Here is a 16,824-nt window from a genome sequence, read left to right as displayed (position 1 = left end):
GCGATGCCGCGCGTGCCGAAGGCTCTCGCTCGCTTGAATTCAGGAAAAAAGGTCCCGTCCCATGAAGAAAATGAAACTCGTGATGGTCGGCAACGGCATGGCCGGCGTGCGCACGCTCGAAGAGCTGCTGAAGATCGCGCCCGATCTGTACGACATCACCGTCTTCGGCGCCGAGCCGCACCCCAACTACAACCGCATCCTGCTGTCGCCGGTGCTCGCGGGCGAGCAGACGATCGACGAGATCGTGCTCAACAGCTGGGAGTGGTACAGCGACAACCGCATCACCCTGCACGCCGGCAAGAAGGTGGTGGAAGTCGATCGCGTCAAGCGCATCGTGCGCGCAGAGGACGGCACCGAGGCAGCTTACGACCGCTTGCTGATGTGCACCGGCTCCACCCCCTTCATGCTGCCCGTGCTGGGCAAGGACCTCAAGGGCGTGATCGCCTACCGCGACATCGCCGACACCGACTACATGATCGAGACCGCGCGCACGCACAAGAACGCGGTGGTCATCGGCGGCGGCCTGCTGGGCCTGGAAGCGGCCAACGGCCTGATGCTGCGCGGCATGAATGTGACCGTGGTGCACGTCATGCCCTGGCTCATGGAGCGCCAACTGGACGACGTGGCGGGCAAGCTGCTGCAGAAGTCGCTGGAAGACCGGGGCCTGAAGTTCCTGATGGGCGCGCAGACGCAGGAGATGGTCGGTGGCGAGGATGGCCGTGTGAAAAGCATCCGCTTCAAGGACGGCACCGAGGTCGCGGCCGACCTGGTGGTGATGGCCGTGGGCATCCGCCCCAACGTCGAGCTGGCCGAGAAGATGCGACTGCACTGCAACCGCGGCATCGTGGTCACCGACACCCTGCAGACCGTGACCGATGCGCGCATCTACTCGGTGGGCGAATGCGCGGCGCACCGTGGCATTGCCTACGGCCTGGTGGCGCCGCTGTTCGAGCAGGCCAAGGTGGCTGCCAACCACCTGGCGCAGTTCGGTATCGGCCGCTACCTGGGTTCGCTCACCTCCACCAAGCTCAAGGTGACAGGCATCGACCTGTTCTCTGCCGGCGAATTCATGGGCGGCGAAGGCACAGAGGAGATCGTGATGAGCGACCCCTTCGGTGGCGTCTACAAGAAGCTGGTGCTCAAGGACGACAAGCTGGTCGGCGCCTGCCTCTACGGCGACACGGTCGATGGCAGCTGGTACTTCAAGCTGCTGCGCGACGGCCGCAACGTGCACGACATCCGCGACAAGCTGATGTTCGGCGAGTCGAACATCGGCGACACCGGCCACGAAGGCCACAGCAAGGCCGCGAGCATGCCCGACGATGCCGAGGTCTGCGGCTGCAACGGCGTGACCAAGGGCACCATCTGCAAGGCCATCAAGGACAAGGGCCTGTTCACGCTCGACGAAGTGAAGAAGCACACCAAGGCCAGCGCCAGCTGCGGCTCGTGCACCGGGCTGGTCGAGCAGATCCTGATGTTCACCGCGGGCGGCGACTACTCGGCCACACCGAAGAAAAAAGCCGTGTGTGGATGCACCGATGCGAGCCACCAGGACGTGCGCGACGCCATCCGCAAGGAGCACTACCTCACGCACGACGAGGTCTACCGCAACCTCGGCTGGCGCACGCCCAACGGCTGCGCCACCTGCCGCCCCGCCGTCAACTACTACCTGATCAGCACCTGGCCCAAAGAGGCAAAGGACGATCCGCAGAGCCGCTTCATCAACGAGCGCAGCCACGCGAACATCCAGAAGGACGGCACCTACTCCGTCATTCCGCGCATGTGGGGCGGCCACACCACGCCCGACGAGCTGCGGCGCATTGCCGATGCGGCCGACAAGTACAAGATCCCGACCGTCAAGGTCACCGGCGGCCAGCGCATCGACCTGCTGGGCGTGAAGAAGGAAGACCTAGAAGGCGTGTGGAAGGACATCGGCATGCCGTCGGGCTTTGCGTATGCCAAGTCGCTGCGCACGGTGAAGACCTGCGTGGGCAGCGAGTGGTGCCGCTTCGGCACGCAGGACAGCACGCAGATGGGCAAGGACCTGGAGCGCGCGCTGTGGGCCATGTACTCGCCGCACAAGGTCAAGCTCGCGGTGTCGGGATGCCCGCGCAACTGCGCCGAGGCCGGCATCAAGGACGTGGGCGTGATCGGCGTGGACTCGGGCTGGGAGCTCTATGTGGGCGGAAACGGCGGCATCAAGACCGAGGTGGCGCAGTTTCTCGTGAAGGTGAAGACGGCCGCCGAGGTGATGGAGTTTTCAGGCGCCTTCCTGCAGCTGTACCGCGAGGAAGGCTGGTACCTGGAGCGCACGGTGCACTACATCGGCCGCGTGGGCCTGGACTATGTGAAGAAGAAGATCCTCGACGACGCGGACGGACGCAAGGCGCTGTGGGAGCGGCTGCAGTTCGCGCTCGACGGCGAGCCCGATCCATGGTTCGCGTCGGCCGAAGCCTCGGTGGACGTGCGGCAGTTCGCGCCGCTGTCGATCACGGCCGACGCCAGCCAGGCTGCTTGAAAGGACGAATGCCATGAGCGAATGGAAAGCCATCTGCCGCATCGACGACATCCCCGTGCTCGGCGCCCGCCGCGTGGCGCGACCCACGGGCGTGGACGTGGCCGTGTTCCGCAACGCCGACGACCAGGTGTTCGCGCTGCTCGACCGCTGCCCGCACAAGGGCGGGCCGCTGAGCCAGGGCATCGTGTTCGGCACCAGCGTGGCCTGCCCGCTGCACAACTGGGCCATCGGGCTGGACGACGGGTGTGCGAAGTCGCCCGATGAGGGCTGCACGCCGAAGTTCGCGGTGAAGGTGACGGACGGCGGGGTCGTCCACCTCGATGCGGGCGAACTCGCAACGCACGCCATCGACCTGCCGCGCCCGGTCACCGGCCCCAAGGTCTTGTCCCCTCTCCCTCCGGGAGAGGGCTAGGGTGAGGGCAGCAGCGTGACCATCGCCATCGCCGCGAGCCCCCACCCCACACCTCCCCCGGAAGGGGGGGAGCCATACGGGAAACGCGCTCCACCTGCCCCTATTGCGGCGTCGGCTGCGGACTCGCCTTCGGCGGTCCGCTGTGCGGTGAATGTGAACGCCGCAGCCTCCTTCACTCCTCAAGCCATGGCTGATACGCGCTCCACCTGCCCCTATTGCGGCGTCGGCTGCGGACTCGCCTTCGGCGGTCCGCTGTGCGGTGAATGTGAACGCCGCAGCCTCCTTCACTCCTCAAGCCATGGCTGATACGCGCTCCACCTGCCCCTATTGCGGCGTCGGCTGCGGCGTGATCATCGAATCCGACGGCGCACAGATCACCGGCGTGCGCGGCGACCCCGAGCACCCGGCCAACTTCGGGCGGCTGTGCACCAAGGGCTCCACGCTGCACCTCACGGCCAGCGCGCCGATCACGCGGCAGGCGCGGCTGCTGCAGCCGATGCAGCGCCTGGTGCGCGGCGAGGCGCCCACGGCGGTGTCGTGGGACACGGCGCTCGACAACGCCGCAGGCAAGTTCGCGAAGATCATTCAAGACCACGGCCCCGATGCCGTCGGCTTCTACATCTCGGGCCAGTTGCTGACCGAGGACTACTACGTCTTCAACAAGCTCGCCAAGGGCCTGGTCGGCACCAACAACGTGGACACCAACTCGCGCCTGTGCATGAGCAGCGCGGTGGCAGGCTACAAGCAGACGCTGGGCGCCGATGCGCCGCCGGCCTGCTACGACGACCTGAAGCATGCCGAGTGCCTCTTCATCGTGGGCAGCAACACGGCGTGGGCCCACCCCATTCTTTTCCGCCGCATCGAGGATGCGAAGGCGGCGAACCCGGCGCTGAAGATCGTGGTGGCCGACCCGCGCCGCACCGACACGGCCGAGATCGCGGACCTGTTCCTGCCCATCCAGCCGGGCACCGATGTGATGCTCTTCAACGGCATGCTGCACCTGATGCTCTGGGAAGGCTGGACCGACGCGGCATACATCGCGGCCCACACCCACGGCTTCGATGCGCTCAAGGCCACGGTGCGCGACTGCACGCCCGACACGGTGGCGCAGGTCTGCGGCATCCCCAAGACCGACCTGCTCGCCGCCGCGCGCTTGTTCGCCACATCGCCCGCCACCCTGAGCCTCTACTGCCAGGGCCTGAACCAGTCATCCAGCGGCACCGCGAAGAACGCGGCGCTCATCAACCTGCACCTGGCCACCGGCCAGATCGGCAAGCCCGGCGCCGGCCCCTTCTCGCTCACCGGCCAGCCCAATGCGATGGGTGGACGCGAAGTGGGGGGACTGTCCAACCTGCTGAGCGCACACCGCGACCTGGCCAACCCCGCGCACCGCGCCGAAGTGGCCGCGCTCTGGGGCGTGCCCTCGGTACCCGAAAAGCCGGGTAAGAGCGCTGTCGAGATGTTCCAGGCAGCCGCCGACGGCGAGATCCGCGCCCTCTGGATCGCCTGCACCAACCCCGCCCAGTCGATGCCCGACCAGGCCACGGTGCGCCGCGCGCTGGAGCGCGCCGAGTTGGTGGTGGTGCAGGAGGCCTTCTCCACCACCGCCACCTGCGCCTTCGCCGACCTGCTGCTGCCGGCCACCACCTGGGGCGAGAAGGACGGCAGCGTCACCAACAGCGAGCGCCGCATCTCGCGCGTGCGACCGGCCATCGCCGCACCGGGCCAGACGCGGCACGACTGGTCGATTGCGACCGACTTCGCGCGCCGGCTCGAAGCGCGGCTCGGCCGCACTGCCACGCTCTTTCCCTACGACAACGCCGAGTCGGTGTGGAACGAACACCGCGAAACCACGCGCGGACGCGACCTGGACATCACCGGCCTGAGCTACGCGATGCTCGACGGCATCGGCCCGCAGCAATGGCCGCTGAAGGAGGGCGAAAGCATCGGCCGCGTGCGCCTGTACGAAGACGGCGTGTTCCCTACGCCCGACGGCCGCGCCCGTTTTGTGGACACGCCCTACAAGCCTGTGGCCGAGGCGCGCGAGGCGCGCTATCCCTTCTCGCTCAACACCGGGCGCCTGCGCGACCAGTGGCACGGCATGAGCCGCACCGGCAACGTCGGCCGGCTGTTCGGCCACGCGGCCGAGCCGATGGTGCAGATGAACCCGCAGGACATGGCGCGGCGCCAGATCAACGAAGGCGACCTGGTGCATGTCACCTCGAAGCGCGGCTCGATCCTGCTGCCCGCGCGCGGCAGCGCCGAGATCGGCATGAGCCAGGCCTTCGTCGCGATGCACTGGGGCGAGGAGTACCTGAGCGGCTGCTCGGCCAGCGGCACGCGGCTGGCCGGCATCAATGCGCTCACCACGCCCGCCTACTGCCCCACCTCGAAGCAGCCCGAACTCAAGCACACGGCGGTGAAGATCCTCAAAGCCGAGCTGCCGTGGTCGCTGCTGGCCATGGCCTGGCTCTCGCCCGACGAGGCACTGGCGGCGCACCGCGCGCTGCAGCCGCTGATGGCGATGTTTCCGTTCGCCGCCTGCGTGCCGTTCGCGGGCGATGCAGGAGGCGTGGAGCGCAGCGGATTGCTGTTTCGCGCGGCCGCGCACGATGCGCCGGCCGATGCGTTGCTCGAACAGATCGAAGCCCTGCTGGCACTGCAGACCGCCGACACGCTGCGCTACGCCGACCGCCGCCGCGGCCAGCGCCGGTCGGTACGGCTCGCGCGCCGCCCCGACGGCAGCGCCGGGCTCGAGGGCTTTCTGCTGGGCGGCGACACCAGCGCCGAAGCCTGGATCGCCACGCTGCTGCGCGAGCAATTGCCGGCGCAGAGCTACGGCCGCCTGCTGCTGTCGCCCGGCGCGCGCGCGCCCGTGGCGGTGCAGTCGCGCGGCAAGACGGTGTGCACCTGCTTCAACGTGGCCGACGTGGCGATCCAGGGCGAATTGCAGCGCTGCACCGGCACACCCGACGAACGGCTGGCCGCATTGCAGGGCGCGCTGAAGTGCGGGACGAACTGCGGGTCGTGCGTTCCGGAGCTCAAACGCATGATCCGCACGGCGCCGGCAAAAGCGATGGCGGAGACCCCTTGACCACGCGTCCTGCTCCCTCCCCTCCCGGGGGAGGGGAAGGAGCCAGACGGATGCATAAGCCAACTCACATTCCGGCATAAGCCTTGCAGGACAATCCCCCCACCCATGGGAATCAGCCAATACATCAAGGAAATCGGCCGCGGCGCGCGGGGCGCCCGGCCGCTCACGCGCGAACAGGCCACCGACCTCTTCGGCCAGGTGCTGGACGGCAACGTCACCGACCTGGAAATCGGCGGCTTCTGCCTGGCCATGCGCATCAAGGGCGAAACGCCCGAGGAGATGGCCGGTTTTCTGGACGCCACCCATGCCAGGCTGAAACGCATTCCTCCCGGCGACCGCCCGCTCGTCGTGCTGCCCAGCTACAACGGCGCGCGCAAGCTCCCGGTGCTCACGCCGCTGCTGGCACTGCTGCTGGCCCGCGAAGGGCTGCCGGTGCTGGTGCACGGCAGCGCGAGCGAAACATCGAGAGTGCTGGCCTCGAACGTGCTGTCGGCCATGGGCATGCCGCCATTGACCGCGGTGCGCCCCATCGCCAACGGCGAAGCTGCCTTTGCGCCCACCGAGCTGCTGAACCCCGCGCTCAAGCGCCTGCTCGACGTGCGCCGCGTGGTCGGCCTGCGCAACCCGGGCCACAGCGTGGTCAAGCTGATGCAGCCCGCCGCAGGGCCTGCCGTGGTGGTCGCCAGCTACACGCACCCCGAATACGCGCGCGTCATGGCCGACACCTTCGAGCTGATGGGCACCACCGCCCTGCTCTCGCGCGGCCTCGAAGGCGAGGTGGTGTCCGACCCGCGCCGCACCGCACAGATCGACGGCTTCGTGCGCGGCGTGCGCACCGAGCTGCAAGCCCAGCAGCCCGGCACCGCGGCCGAGGTGCCGGGCCTGCCGACAGACATCGACGTTGCCACCACGGCCGACTACACGCGCCGCGTGCTGGCCGGCGAGCTTCCCGTGCCGGGGGCCCTTGCCACGCAGGTCAGGCACATCACGCAACTGGCATCCCACGCATGAACGACAACCACGACATCGACACCGCCCCTCCTCTCATCACGGGCCGCTGCACGCTGGTCGGCGCCGGCCCCGGCGATCCGGAGCTGCTGACGGTCAAGGCCGTCAAGGCGATCCAGGCCGCCACGGTGCTGCTGGTGGACGACCTGGTGAACGACCAGATCCTCGCCTATGCCCGCGCCGACGCGCGCATCGTGTACGTGGGCAAGCGCGGCGGCTGCAAGAGCACGCCGCAGGCCTTCATCGAGCGGCTGATGATCACCGCGGTGCGCGAAGGCGAAACCGTGGTGCGCCTGAAGGGCGGCGACCCCTTCATCTTCGGGCGCGGCGGCGAAGAGGTGCAGCACCTGCGCGAAGCCGGCATCGAATGCGCCGTGGTCAACGGCATCACCGCGGGCCTGGCGGCGGCGACCGCGCTGGGCGTGCCGCTCACGCACCGCGACCATGCACAGGGCGTGGTGTTCGTCACCGGCCACGCCAAGACCGGCGCAGGCGCCGGCGAAGACCCGACCGACTGGCGCGCGCTGGCCGCCACGGCGTACAACGCACGCCTCACGCTGGTGATCTACATGGGCGTGGCGGGTGCGGGGCACATCGAGCGCGAACTGCTGCAAGGCCTGCCGGGCGACACGCCGGTGGCCGTGATCCAGCATGCGAGCCTGCCGCAGCAACGGCACATCGCGACCACACTGGACAGACTGCACCGAGGCATCGCCGAGGCCGGACTCGCGAGCCCCGCGGTGATCGTGGTGGGCGACGTGCTGCGCGGGCTGGCCGCCGCCGCGTTGCCGCTCGACGCAAAGCAGTTCGGCACCTGACCCTGCCCTGACGCCGCCCTGACCCCGCCCTGACCCCGCGATAGGGCCCGCGAAGAATCGCGGCGTGGCATGGATCGTGCTGGGCCATCGGCAATGAATGCCGTTGCCACGCCTGTCCCCGCCGCGGTCGAGATCGTCGCGCTCACCAAGCGCTATGCCCCCGGCACACCGGCCGCCGTCGACCAGCTCGATTTGCGCATCGCCAGCGGCAGCTACTGCTGCCTGCTGGGCCCTTCGGGCTGCGGCAAGAGCACCACGCTGCGCATGATCGCGGGCCACGAGTCGGTCACCAGCGGCGACATCCTGCTGGACAACCGCAACATCACCAACCTGCCCGCCGCCGCGCGCGGCACGGCCATGATGTTCCAGAGCTTCGCGCTGTTCCCGCATCTCTCGGCCACCGACAACGTGGCCTTCAGCCTGAAGATGAAAGGCGTCGGCAAGGCCGAGCGCCACAAGCGCGCCAACGAACTGCTCGAACGCGTCGCCATGGGCCACCTGGCCGAACGCAAGCCCGGCGAGCTCTCGGGCGGCCAGCAACAGCGCGTGGCGCTGGCGCGGGCGCTCATCACCGAGCCGCGCGTGCTGCTGCTGGACGAGCCGCTGTCCGCGCTCGACCCGTTCTTGCGCATCCAGATGCGCGCCGAGCTGCGGCGCTGGCAGAAGGAGCTGGGCCTGACCTTCGTGCACGTCACCCACTCGCAGGAAGAAGCGATGGCGCTGGCCGACACCATGGTGGTCATGAACCACGGCGTGATCGAACAGGTCGGCTCGCCGCACCAGATCTACAACCACCCCGTGAACGAATTCGTGGCGCGCTTCATGGGCGGCCACAACGTGATCGACACGCCCGGCGGCCCCATCGCCGTGCGCAACGACCACATGCACATCGCGCCGGCCCAGGCCGCGGATGCGTCCGGCGGGCTTGCCGCGGCGGTCACCGACGTCGAATACCAGGGCACCTACGTGCTGCTCGGGCTGGCGCTGGAAGCCGCTCCGCCGACGCGCCGCAACGTGTCGGTGCTGCTGGGCGAGGCCGCGTTTCTCGCGAGCCCCTACGCACAGGGCCAGGCGGTGCGCCTCTCATGGGCCGAGGCGGATGCGCGTGCGCTGGCCGTGGCCGCGTAGCCCCTCATCCTTTTCCCCTTCCCTTCGTTCGCCATCCTTTCTTCCACGGAGACTCATCCATGACCGAACCCATCGACTCGTCCACCGGCGTCAAGCGCCGCACGCTGCTGCAAGGCACCGCCGGCATCCTGGCCACGGGCATCGCGCCCTTCGTGCACGCACAGGAAAAGATCGTGCTGCGCTACCTGGGCACCGCGGTGAACCAGGACAAGGCCATCGCCGAGAAGTTCAAGGCCGACACCGGCATCGAGATCCAGTACGTGGCCGTCACCACCGACGACGTGACCAAGCGCGCCGTGACCGCGCCCAACAGCTTCGACCTGATCGACACCGAGTTCTTCTCGCTCAAGAAGATCGTGCCCACGGGCAACCTGAAGGGCATCGACACCAAGCGCGTGAAGAACGCCGACAAGATCACCTCGCTCTTCACCAAGGGCGAAGTCGCCGGCAAGAAGGTGGGCGACCAGGGCACCGCGCCGGTCAAGGTGATCTACCTCGAAGGCGAGAAGAGCAAGGTCTTCGCCAAGTCGGCCACGCAGTTCATGTCGCTGATTCCCACCACCTACAACGCCGACACGCTGGGCATCCGCCCCGACCTGATCAAGCGCCCCATCGGTTCGTGGGCCGAGCTGCTGAACCCGGAGTTCAAGGGCAAGACCGCGATCCTGAACATTCCCTCGATCGGCATCATGGACGCCGCGATGGTGGTGGAGGCCAAGGGCATCCACAAGTACGCCGACAAGGGCAACATGACCAAGGCCGAGATCGACCTGACGATCAAGACCTTGATCGAAGCCAAGAAGGCCGGCCAGTTCCGCGCGCTGTGGAAGGACTTCAACGAGTCGGTCAACCTCATGGCCTCGGGCGAGGTGGTGATCCAGTCGATGTGGTCGCCCGCCGTCACGGCCGTGCGCAGCAAGGGCATTGCGTGCACCTTCCAGCCGCTCAAGGAAGGCTATCGCGCCTGGGCCTCGGGCTTCGGCCTGCCGGCCACGCTCTCGGGCAAGAAGCTCGACGGCGCCTACGAGTTCATCAACTGGTTCCTCGACGGCTGGGCCGGCGCGTATCTCAACCGCCAGGGCTACTACAGCGCCGTGCTGGACACCGCCAAGACCAAGATGGAAGCCTACGAGTGGGCCTACTGGATGGAAGGCAAGCCCGCCGCGCAGGACATCAAGAGCCCCCAGGGCGACGTGATCGCCAAGGCCGGCGCGGTGCGCGACGGCGGCAGCTACGAGCAGCGGATGGGCGGCATCGCATGCTGGAACGCGGTGATGGACGAGAACGAATACATGGTTCGCAAGTGGAATGAGTTCGTCGCCGCCTGAAGGCTCCGGCAAACCCACCCCGCAGGCATGAGCGCACCCGCCACATCCAGCCACGCCGCCACCATGCCCACGCACACCGTGAAGGCATGGTGGCAGGCGGCGCCGTTCGCGCTGGTGTTCGTGCTGTTCTTTCTGATTCCACTGGCGCTGGTCGCCATGGTCAGCCTGTGGAATTTCAACGAATACGAGCTGATCCCGGCTATCACGCTGCGCAACTACCTGAGCCTGTTCGAGGGCTGCTCGCGCCTCACCGACAACGGCGACCTGTGCGTCACGCTCAACACCTACCTCAGCACCTTCAAGTTCTGCCTGCTGGTGTGGGGCATCACGCTGCTGATCGGATTCAGCGTCGCGTACTTTCTCGCGTTCCATGTGCGCTCGTCGACCATGCAGACGGTGCTGTTCGTGCTGTGCACCGTGCCCTTCTGGACGTCGAACGTGATCCGCATGATCTCGTGGGTGCCGCTCCTGGGGCGCAACGGCCTGGTCAACCAGGCGCTGATGGGCGTGGGCGTGGTGAACCAGCCGGTCGAGTGGCTGCTGTTCTCCGACTTCTCGGTAGTGCTGGCCTTCGTGCACCTGTACACCATGTTCATGATCGTGCCGATCTTCAACAGCATGATGCGCATCGACCGCTCGCTGCTCGAAGCGGCCAGCGACGCGGGCGCCTCGGGCTGGCAGACGCTGTGGAACGTGGTGGTGCCGCTGTCGCGCACCGGCATCCTGATCGGCTCGATCTTCGTCATCACCATCGTCATGGGCGACTTCGTGACCATCGGCGTGATGGGCGGGCAGCAGATCGCCTCCATCGGCAAGATCATCCAGGTGCAGACCTCGTACCTGCAGTTTCCGCTGGCCGCGGCCAACGCGATGATTTTGCTGGCGGTGGTGCTGATGATCATCTGGGGGCTGACCCGGCTCGTCGATATTCGCAAGGAGCTTTGACATGAGCCAACGCATCGGCGAACAACGCGCCCCCGGCTTCTGGCCCCTTGCGATCGTCTTCGCCCTCTTCGTCCTGTTTCTCTACGGCCCGATGATCACGATCTTCGTGCTGAGCTTCCAGGGCCCCGAGGGCGGCCTGACCTTCCCGCTGCGGGGCATGTCGCTGCACTGGTTCCACAAGCTGGCAGAGGGCCTGGGCACCGTCGACATCGGCGCGGCCTTCAGGCGCTCGCTGGCGCTGGGCGCGGTCGTGATGGCGTTCACCGTGGCGCTGTCGGTGCTGGCCGGGCTCGCCTTTCGCAAGAAGCTCAAGGGCGGCAACGCGCTCTTCTTCGTGACGGTGGCCAGCCTGATCATGCCGTCGATCATCATTTCGCTGGGCATTGGCCTTCAGTTCCGGCTGCTGGACACCGGCATCAAGAGCGTGCTGACGGCCATGGACGCCACCACGCTGCTCGAAGGCTACGGCACCGCGCTCGGCCTGTTCAGCTCCGCACTGGGCGCGCACCTGACCTGGACGCTGCCCTTCGGCCTGTTGATCATGTTCGCGGTGTTCAACCGCTTCAACCCGGCCTATGAAGAAGCCGCGCGCGACCTCGGCGCCACGCCGTGGCAGACCTTCCGCTTCGTGGTGCTGCCGCTGATCGGCCCGTCCATCGTGGGCATCGGCATGTTCGGCTTCACGCTGTCGTGGGACGAAATCGCCCGCACCTCGCAAGCGATTGGCGACGTCAACACCCTGCCGCTCGAACTGCAGGGCCTGACCTCGACGGTGACCACGCCTTCGATCTATGCGCTGGGGACGGTGACCACCGTCGTGTCGCTGCTGGTCATGGCCGCGGCGCTGGGCGCGGCTGCATTGCTGCGCCGGCGCTCTGTGCGCCCGCGCTGACCCACCAGCTGTCGGCGCTCAGAAAGGACCGACCAGGGCCGGCCGTGCGCGCAAGGCAGCGGCGGCGTCCCTCGCAGGGCTTGCCCGCAGCACCACCGGCGTGCGGCTGCCCAGGCTGGCCATGAGCCCGATCCACGCGATGGCCAGGTCGCCGTGGGCCGCGGCCAGCCGCTGCTGGTCGAGCATCAGGCCCTGGAAGTCTTCCAGCATCTGGACCTCCGAGATTTCTCGACGGTCCAGCCGCGTTTTCGACATCTCGAACATTGCCTTGGCTTCACGCGCCCGCTGTTCGGCGGCGGCTGCGAGGCCGCTCCTGGCCTGCAGCCTTCGCAAAGCCTCGGCGACTTCAGCGCGGCCCTGCGCCACGGCCTGAGGAAAGAGCGGGTAGCCGGGAAGCTGCGCATCGGGATCTGGATCACTGCCATCCTCTGCATCTCCATCTTGTCCGGCGGCCCGGATCGTCCCCGCGAGCAGCATCCGCGGCTCGATGCCGTAGAGCGACGCCGCCAGCTGGATGTCGTCGCGGTTGGCGAGCAGCACCGCGGGCAGCGCCTGCGGCAGCGAGGCCGCGAAATGCGGCAACCTGCGCGCCGCAACCTCGTCGGCAATCGTTTTCTGCAGCGCCTCCGCCGGCATTCGGGCGCGCAGGGCGAGATCGGCAAGTTGAACCTCGCGCATCGCGTCGATCTTCTTGAGCGATGTCCGGGCCGTGGCTTCGCGGCGCGCCAGCTCGCGGCTGAAGTCGTCGTGCACCGCGGGGCTGGCGGCCATGAGCTGCGACTGGCGCTGCGCCGCGGCGCGCGCGTTGTCGATGTAGGTGAGGCTCAGCGTCTGGACCAGCAGCGCGACATAAGCCGCGGAGACGCCGACCTCCGTGGCCGGTCCTTCCAGGTTGCTCGTGTTGCTCGCGCCGTTCGGGTGTGTGCCGCCGGCGGGCAAAGTCCCGTCGCGCCTGGCTTGCGCGATCAGCGCATCCAGCGTCTCGCTCTGGAACGCCGACCACCAGGGACGTGCCGCAAGGCCCGCGGAAACATCCGCAGCCCGCAATTCCCGATGACCGGCGCCCGATTGCACCGTGGCGTAGCTCGCGCTCACGCCGGACCCCGCACACGCGATGCCCAGCGCGCCCACGAGCATCGCAACCATTGACCGACTCGCCACCATTCGTGCGCTCCTGCATGAACCAGAAAGCGCGATGGTTTCGCCCAATCTGGGAGAAATCGAAGAGGCGGCCCGCAGGACAAGGACAAGCCGCGGCCGTCCATTGCATCGCTGCAACACAAGTTGCGATCCGTCGCGCCTCGGCAAGATTTCTCCCAGATTGGGCGGAACCATGCACCCCGTCAACGGCGGAGTGCGCGTGTCTCTCGCGCCTCGCCTCAACAGAGAGAAAGAACCCATGAAGACATGCCCGCGCTCGCCGAGCGTCCTGCACGCACGCCTGCGAAGGTGGAGCGGCGTTGCGTCCATCGCGCTGATGTCGCTGCTGTGGCTGCTGTCAACGGCAGCGAAGGCGCAGGCGCAGAACGCCATCGAAGCCGTCACCAGCACCTCCAGGTCCGACGTGGAACTGGTTCGCATCGACTTCACACAGCCGCTGACCGCGCTGCCGACCGGCTTCGTCGTTCAGGAGCCGGCGCGCATCGCGCTCGATTTTCCCGGCGTGACCAATGCCGTCGGGCGCGCGGCCATCGCCTTCAACCTGGGCAACCTGCGCGCGGCCAACGTGGTGCAGGCCGGCGAACGCTCGCGCGTGGTGCTGAGTCTCAAACAGGCGACCACCTACCAGGCCGAGATCCAGGGCCGCTCGCTGCTGGTCACGCTGCAGCCCGGCGCCGGCCAGCCGCTCAAGACCTCGTCGAACGCCGAATTCGCCGAAGGCAGGGAACGCGGCACGACGCCGCTGAAGGACATCGACTTTCGCCGCGGCGGCGACGGCGCCGGCCGCGTGGTCATCGCCATGGGCAGCAGCCAGCTGGGCGTGGACGTGCGGCGGCAGGGCACGGCGCTGGTGGCCGACTTCATGCGGGCTTCGCTGCCGGACGCGCTGCGCCGCCGGCTCGATGTGTCGGACTTCGGGACGGCCGTCGAATCGATCCATGCCGAGCAGATGGGCGACCGCGTGCGCCTGACCGTCGCGTCGCGCGGCGACTGGGAACAGAGCGCCTACCAGGCCGACGAGCAGTTCGTCATCGAGGTGCGCCAGCGCAAGATCGATCCGGCCAAGCTGACGCCGGGCACCGGCTATGCGGGCGACAAGCTCACGCTGAATTTCCAGAACGTCGATGTGCGCGCCCTGCTGCAGGTGATTGCCGACTTCACCGGTTTCAACGTGGTGACCTCCGACAGCGTGTCGGGCGCCCTCACGCTGCGGCTCAAGGACGTGCCGTGGGACCAGGCGCTGGATGTGATCCTGCAAGCCAAGAACCTGGGTCTGCGCAAGAACGGCAGCGTGCTGTGGATCGCGCCGCGCGACGAGATCAATGCCAAGGAAAAGATCGAGCTGGAGGCGCAGGCCACGCTGGAGAACCTGACGGCCCTGCGCACGCAGTCGTTCCAGCTGAACTACGCCAAGGCGGCGACGGTGGTGCAGAGCCTCACGGGCAGCGGCAGCGGCAGCGGCAGCGGCGCGGGTGCCAGCGGCGGCACGGCGACGCGGCTTCTGAGCGCGCGCGGCAGCGCGATCGCGGAAGTCCGCACCAACCAGCTCTTCGTGACCGACACACAGGTGAGGCTGGCGGACGTGGCCGAGCTGATCCGCAAGCTGGATGTGCCGGTGCGGCAGGTGCTGATCGAGGCGCGCATCGTCGAGGCTTCGGACACCTTCGGCAAGTCGCTGGGCGTCAAGCTGGGCGGCGGGGCCATCGGCAAGAACAGCTCCTTCGGCACCAGCCCCACGGGCACCGACAACGCCTTCACCTCGTTCACCAACAGCAACTTCGTGAACCTGCCGGGCGGCGATGCGGGCGGCACCGGCAACAGCGCCGGGACCTTTTCGCTGTCGCTGTTCAACTCCGCCTTCACGCGCATGCTGAACCTGGAGATCTCGGCGCTCGAAGCCGAAGGCAAGGGCCGGCTGGTGTCGAGCCCGCGCGTCATCACGGCCGACCAGACCAAGGCGCTGATCGAGCAAGGCGAGGAAATCCCGTACCAGCAGGCCACGTCCAGCGGCGCGACTTCCATCTCGTTCCGCAAGGCCGTGCTCAAGCTGGAGGTGACGCCGCAGATCACCCCTGAGGGCAACATCATCCTCACGCTGGATGTGAGCAAGGATTCGCGCGGCGCCAACACCTCGGCCGGGCCGGCCATCAACACCAAGCATGTGCAGACCGAGGTGCTGGTCGAGAGCGGCGGCACGGTGGTGATCGGCGGCATCTTCGAGCTGACCGAGACCAACGACGAATCGCGCGTGCCGGTGCTGGGCGAGGTGCCCTACCTGGGGGCGTTGTTCCGCAAGCGCGAGCGGGTGGTCAACAAGGTCGAGATGCTGGTGTTCATCACGCCGAAGATGGTGGCGCGGCAGAACGCGGCGCTCTGACCTTGCGCCGGGCGCCCGGCGCGTCCGGGTCGATTCAGGGCGCGGTGGCGCGCACGCAGCGGGCCTGCGCCAGGCTCGTGCGCGGTTCGTTGCGGATCTGCGAGAACGGCTGGAAGCCCACCGCCAGCGCGGTGCTGCCGTCGCCCTCGGACGGCACGGTCGAGCTCCAGAACGCGTCCCATGGCGCTTCGAGGATGAGCGGGTCGCTCAGGCTGGACTTGATGTTCTGCATCAGCGGCCGGTCGGGGGTGCCGCAGGCGTAGAAGCTGGTCATCTCGCAGAGCGCGGGCAGGTACCAGTCGCGGTAGCCGGCCTCTGTGCTCTCGCTGCAGCTGCGGGCTGCGTAGCCCGATGCGGTGCCCGATGCCTGCTGGATCGCCTGCGTGTTCGAGCGGCCGTCCTGCGTGGCCTTCGCGCCGGGCACCGGGCCGTTGACGCCCCAGGGAACGGACGGCGCGGCGCTGGAGGTGGCGAGCACCTTGGCGATCACGCTGCCGGACGGCGCACCGGTGTCGTCGATGGCAAAGACCAGCCCGCCCTGGTAGATGCCGCCGTAGCCCAGCACGCGCAGCTCGGCCGTGAGCGCATTGGTGTTGCGCCCCTGGATGCCGAGAACGACGGGTGCCGGCGAGGCGTTGCCCGGCGCGGCCGTCGGCGTGCTCCCGGGGGTGACGGTGAGCACGCAGCTGCCGCCCGCGGCGATGGCGCCGCAGTCCGGCGGGGAGATGGTGCTGCCCTGGGGCAGCGCGGGCGACACGGTGTAGACGACCGCGGCGGCTTCGTAGAGCCCGGTGTTGGTGATCGTGAGGGTGCGGGGGCGCCCGGTGAGCGCGGCGTTCAGATCGGTGTCGTTCACCGACAGGGTGAGCGCCGGGACGCTGGCAACCAATGTGGTGGAGGGAGCCGCCGAGGGGAGCAACGCGGTGGTGCCGACCGGCACCGTCGTGGGCTTTGCGGCCGAATCGCCGGAAGCGGCGAGTGCGGCCATGGGGGCCGCCGAGGCCAGGGGCACCGCGCCCGTGCCGCCGGTGCCATCGTTGCCGCCGCCGCCGCATGCCGTGAGCACCGTCACCAACCCCAGAGCCAGCGGCTCGCGTCGCAACCGAAATTTCACGCCAAGGCCCATACGAAGAAACACAGCGG

Annotated in this window: 14 protein-coding genes; 12 read left to right on the top strand and 2 right to left on the bottom strand. The window is 68.1% G+C overall.

What is annotated here, in order from left to right; all coding sequences use genetic code 11:
* Positions 1 to 61 precede the first annotated feature (61 nt).
* The 11 genes from nirB to ABIC90_RS01345 all read left to right on the top strand — a co-directional run bounded on the left by nirB (position 62) and on the right by ABIC90_RS01345 (position 12,143).
* A complete protein-coding gene (nirB, locus tag ABIC90_RS01395) occupies positions 62 to 2,518 on the top strand; it encodes a nitrite reductase large subunit NirB (protein ID WP_354352246.1) in 2,457 nt (818 codons plus the stop codon).
* A 13-nt stretch (positions 2,519 to 2,531) separates the two neighbouring features.
* Positions 2,532 to 2,930 carry a nitrite reductase small subunit NirD gene (gene nirD / locus ABIC90_RS01390; protein WP_354352245.1) on the top strand — a complete coding sequence of 133 codons (399 nt, stop codon included), beginning with the start codon at positions 2,532 to 2,534 and terminating at the stop codon, positions 2,928 to 2,930.
* 74 nt (positions 2,931 to 3,004) lie between these two features.
* On the top strand, positions 3,005 to 3,124 hold the full coding sequence (locus tag ABIC90_RS01385) for a hypothetical protein (protein WP_354352604.1): 120 nt from the start codon (positions 3,005 to 3,007) through the stop codon (positions 3,122 to 3,124).
* The gene (locus ABIC90_RS01380) at positions 3,117 to 3,236 is read left to right on the top strand and encodes a hypothetical protein (protein ID WP_354352244.1); all 120 of its coding nucleotides are present in this window, start codon (positions 3,117 to 3,119) and stop codon (positions 3,234 to 3,236) included. The genes ABIC90_RS01385 and ABIC90_RS01380 overlap by 8 nt, the downstream gene beginning before the upstream one ends.
* Positions 3,229 to 6,024, top strand: a complete 2,796-nt coding sequence (locus ABIC90_RS01375; RefSeq protein WP_354352243.1) for a nitrate reductase — start codon at positions 3,229 to 3,231, stop codon at positions 6,022 to 6,024. Before ABIC90_RS01380 ends, ABIC90_RS01375 begins: the two co-directional genes overlap by 8 nt.
* Before the next feature lie 105 nt (positions 6,025 to 6,129).
* Positions 6,130 to 7,035 carry a DNA-binding protein YbiB gene (ybiB, locus tag ABIC90_RS01370; protein ID WP_354352242.1) on the top strand — a complete coding sequence of 302 codons (906 nt, stop codon included), beginning with the start codon at positions 6,130 to 6,132 and terminating at the stop codon, positions 7,033 to 7,035.
* Positions 7,032 to 7,850 carry a uroporphyrinogen-III C-methyltransferase gene (cobA, locus tag ABIC90_RS01365; protein ID WP_354352241.1) on the top strand — a complete coding sequence of 273 codons (819 nt, stop codon included), beginning with the start codon at positions 7,032 to 7,034 and terminating at the stop codon, positions 7,848 to 7,850. The genes ybiB and cobA overlap by 4 nt, the downstream gene beginning before the upstream one ends.
* Positions 7,851 to 7,943: 93 nt before the next feature.
* Positions 7,944 to 8,978 (top strand): ABC transporter ATP-binding protein, encoded by a 1,035-nt coding sequence (locus ABIC90_RS01360; RefSeq protein WP_354352240.1) that lies wholly within the window; start codon positions 7,944 to 7,946, stop codon positions 8,976 to 8,978.
* Between the two features lie 59 nt (positions 8,979 to 9,037).
* Complete coding sequence (locus tag ABIC90_RS01355) at positions 9,038 to 10,306, top strand: ABC transporter substrate-binding protein (RefSeq protein ID WP_354352239.1); 1,269 nt, start codon at positions 9,038 to 9,040, stop codon at positions 10,304 to 10,306.
* Between the two features lie 27 nt (positions 10,307 to 10,333).
* A complete protein-coding gene (locus ABIC90_RS01350) occupies positions 10,334 to 11,251 on the top strand; it encodes an ABC transporter permease (RefSeq protein WP_354352238.1) in 918 nt (305 codons plus the stop codon).
* 1 nt (position 11,252) lies between these two features.
* Positions 11,253 to 12,143 (top strand): ABC transporter permease, encoded by an 891-nt coding sequence (locus ABIC90_RS01345; protein WP_354352237.1) that lies wholly within the window; start codon positions 11,253 to 11,255, stop codon positions 12,141 to 12,143.
* Positions 12,144 to 12,161: 18 nt separating this feature from the next.
* On the opposite strand, the gene ABIC90_RS01340 is transcribed toward ABIC90_RS01345, so the two are convergent.
* Complete coding sequence (locus tag ABIC90_RS01340; RefSeq protein WP_354352236.1) at positions 12,162 to 13,289, bottom strand: hypothetical protein; 1,128 nt, start codon at positions 13,287 to 13,289, stop codon at positions 12,162 to 12,164.
* Positions 13,290 to 13,620: 331 nt separating this feature from the next.
* On the opposite strand from ABIC90_RS01340, the gene pilQ reads away from it, so the two are divergent.
* Positions 13,621 to 15,681 carry a type IV pilus secretin PilQ gene (pilQ, locus tag ABIC90_RS01335; RefSeq protein WP_354352603.1) on the top strand — a complete coding sequence of 687 codons (2,061 nt, stop codon included), beginning with the start codon at positions 13,621 to 13,623 and terminating at the stop codon, positions 15,679 to 15,681.
* Positions 15,682 to 15,715: 34 nt separating this feature from the next.
* Here pilQ and ABIC90_RS01330 read toward each other — a convergent pair whose 3' ends face one another.
* Complete coding sequence (locus ABIC90_RS01330) at positions 15,716 to 16,795, bottom strand: hypothetical protein (protein WP_354352235.1); 1,080 nt, start codon at positions 16,793 to 16,795, stop codon at positions 15,716 to 15,718.
* Positions 16,796 to 16,824 lie beyond the last annotated feature (29 nt).

This window comes from Variovorax boronicumulans (assembly GCF_040544675.1).
In the GTDB taxonomy this organism is placed as follows: domain Bacteria; phylum Pseudomonadota; class Gammaproteobacteria; order Burkholderiales; family Burkholderiaceae_C; genus Variovorax; species Variovorax boronicumulans_D.
Note: the sequence above shows the minus strand (reverse complement) of the source record. Positions and strands in the feature narration are given on the sequence as shown.